Origin of the sequence: Acanthopleuribacter pedis, assembly GCF_017377855.1 — a bacterium.
Taxonomy (GTDB): domain Bacteria; phylum Acidobacteriota; class Holophagae; order Acanthopleuribacterales; family Acanthopleuribacteraceae; genus Acanthopleuribacter; species Acanthopleuribacter pedis.
In genome coordinates, this window is sequence record NZ_JAFREP010000084.1 from 1 (window position 1) to 3,329 (window position 3,329).

A 3,329-nucleotide genomic window follows, 5' to 3' on the forward strand; every position below is an offset into this window, starting at 1 on the left:
ACGCCGGATCGACCAACATGCATTACCTGTTCCCAGATCGTCAACGAGCCCGCCCGCTGGGAACCAACAAACAGCCGGAAATAAGAAAAGCCCGCTTTCGCGGGCTCTTCAGTGTGTGGCTCTGGCAGTGACCTACTTTCCCAGGGTCGAACCCCAGTATCATCGGCTCTATCGGACTTAACTACGGTGTTCGGAATGGGAACCGGTGTGACCCCGACGATATCGCTACCAGAAATGATTGAATCAAGTGACTAGACTTGACGCGCTCACGGCTTTGATAAGCCTCGCGCATTTGAAGGTTAAGCCTCACGACTTATTAGGACCGATCAGCTCCATCTGTTACCAGACTTCCACCCTCGGCCTATCTACCTCCTCGTCTCGAAGGAGTCTTCAGGGGTTTCCCCAGGGAGATCTCATCTTGAGGTGGGCTTCCCGCTTAGATGCTTTCAGCGGTTATCCCTTCCAAACATAGCTACCCAGCATTGCACCTGGCGGCACAACTGGTACACCAGAGGTTCGTCCATCCCGGTCCTCTCGTACTAAGGACAGCTCCTCTCAAATCTCCTACGCCCACAGCAGATAGGGACCGAACTGTCTCACGACGTTCTGAACCCAGCTCGCGTACCGCTTTAATAGGCGAACAGCCTAACCCTTGGAACCTGCTTCAGCTCCAGGATGCGATGAGCCGACATCGAGGTGCCAAACCTTGCCGTCGATGTGAACTCTTGGGCAAGATCAGCCTGTTATCCCCGGAGTACCTTTTATCCGTTGAGCGACGGCCTTTCCATACAGCACCGCCGGATCACTAAGCCCGACTTTCGTCCCTGCTCGAGATGTCTCTCTCGCAGTCAAGCTCCCTTATGCCTTTACACTCTTCGGTGGATTTCCAAACCACCTGAGGGAACCTTTGGGCGCCTCCGTTACTCTTTAGGAGGCGACCGCCCCAGTCAAACTACCCACCAGACACTGTCCCGGACCCGGCTTACGCGTCGCGGTTAGATCTTCGATGTTACAAGAGTAGTATCTCACCATTGGCTCACAGCACCCTGACGAGCACTGATCAAAGCCTCCTACCTATCCTGCACATGCAACACCCAAGATCAATATCTAGCTGTAGTGAAGGTTCACGGGGTCTTTCCGTCTTGCTGCGGGTAGTCGGCATCTTCACCGACACTACAACTTCACCGAGTCTCAGGCTGAGACAGTTCCCAAATCGTTACGCCATTCGTGCAGGTCGGAACTTACCCGACAAGGAATTTCGCTACCTTAGGACCGTTATAGTTACGGCCGCCGTTTACCGGGGCTTAAATTCAATGCTTCTCCCAAAGGATAACATCTCCTCGTGACCTTCCGGCACCGGGCAGGCGTCAGACCCTATACGTCGTGTTCGACTTCGCAGAGTCCTGTGTTTTTGGTAAACAGTCGCTTGGGACTTTTCACTGCAACCTCGTTCTGCTCCAATCGCGAAGATCTTCACATACCAGAGGCACCCCTTCTCCCTAAGTTACGGGGCTAGTTTGCCGAGTTCCTTAGCCTGAGTTTTCTCGAACGCCTTAGGATTCTCTCCTCACCCACGTGTGTCCGTTTACGGTACGGTCAACAGTCTTCTCACTTAGAAGCTTTTCTTGGCAGTCGAGGATCACTCAATGCAGGTCCCCGTGGGGTCCCACACCATTCGCATCTCAGATCAACAACACGGCGGATTTACCTACCATGTCTACCTACATGCTTAGCCCGGCGTCCATCAGCCGGTAGAGCTACCTTCCTGCGTCCCTCCTTCGCTAAAACGAAGACTGCTGGTTCCGGAATATTAACCGGATTTCCATCGACTACGTCTTTCGACCTCGTCTTAGGGACCGACTCACCCGAGGCGGATTGACCTTGCCCCGGAATCCTTGGGTTTTCGGCGGACGGGGTTCTCACCCGTCTTTTCGTTACTGATGCTGGCAGAGTCTCTTCCGATACCTCCAACAGAGCTCACGCTCCATCTTCGTCGGCCTACGGAATGCTCCCCTACTGATGCTTGCGCATCCCATTGCTTCGGTGTCGTGCTTGAGCCCCGTTACATTATCGGCACAGGCTCGCTTGACCAGTGAGCTATTACGCTTTCTTTAAACGATGGCTGCTTCTAAGCCAACGTCCTGGTTGTCTGAGCGCTCCCACATCCTTTTCCACTTAGCACGTACTTTGGGACCTTAGCAGATGGTCTGGGTTCTTTCCCTCTCGACAATGGATCTTGTCACCCACAGTCTGACTGCCTCACTGACCCTCTTGGCATTCGTAGTTTGATAGGATTCAGTAACCGGGTGTGGCCCCTAGTCCTTCCAGCTCTCTACCTCCAAGAGGAAACATGAGACGCTAGCCCTAAAGCTATTTCGGGGAGAACGAGCTATAACGGAATTTGATTGGCCTTTCACCCCTAACCACAGGTCATCCAAATCGTTTTCAACCGATACTGGTTCGGTCCTCCACTTGGTGTTACCCAAGCTTCAACCTGCCCATGGCTAGATCATCCCGCTTCGCGTCTAATCCCTGGAACTATGCGCCCTATTCAGACTCGCTTTCGCTTCGGCTCCGATATACCTTAACCTTGCTCCAGAAATTAACTAGCCAGCTCATTATGCAAAAGGCACGCTGTCACCATCCGAAGATGGCTCCAACCGCTTGTAAGCACAGGGTTTCAGGTACTATTTCACTCCCTTTCTAAGGGTTCTTTTCACCTTTCCCTCACGGTACTGGTTCACTATCGGTCCGTAGTCGTATTTAGCCTTTGGAGATGGTCCTCCTGGATTCTGACAGGATTTCTCGTGTCCCGCCATACTCGGGTGCATCTTAAGAGACTGTTGGTTTTCGCTTACGGGGCTTTCACCCTCTTTGGCGGAATTTCCCAAAACCTTCAACTAACCAACAGCTTTGTAACTCTTTGCACGTGTTCAAGCACGTACCAAGATGTCCCACAACCCCCATACCGCAACGGCTTGAACCTTGACACGGTACAGGTTTAGGCTCTTCCACTTTCGCTCGCCGCTACTCACGGAATCGTTATTACTTTCTCTTCCTATGGGTACTGAGATGTTTCACTTCCCCACGTTCGCTTACGCACGCTATGGATTCACGTACGCATGATACCGGAAACGGTACCGGGTTTCCCCATTCGGACATCTGTGAGTCGCCGGTTGTTTGCACCTCGTCACAGCTTTTCGCAGCTTACCACGTCCTTCATCGCCTACTACGGCCAAGGCATCCACCCTGTGCTCTTAATAACTTAACCTTCATCTGCGCGAGACCGATCACTCGGATCAAACCTTCGCGCAAACGCATTTTTGCTA

General features: G+C 52.6%; 2 rRNA genes. Both read right to left on the reverse strand.

Annotated elements, in window-relative coordinates:
* Window positions 1-119: 119 nt before the first annotated feature.
* Window positions 120-233, reverse strand: a 5S ribosomal RNA gene (gene rrf, locus J3U88_RS33895).
* Window positions 234-295: 62 nt separating this feature from the next.
* Window positions 296-3,271, reverse strand: a 23S ribosomal RNA gene (locus J3U88_RS33900).
* Window positions 3,272-3,329: the final 58 nt, after the last annotated feature.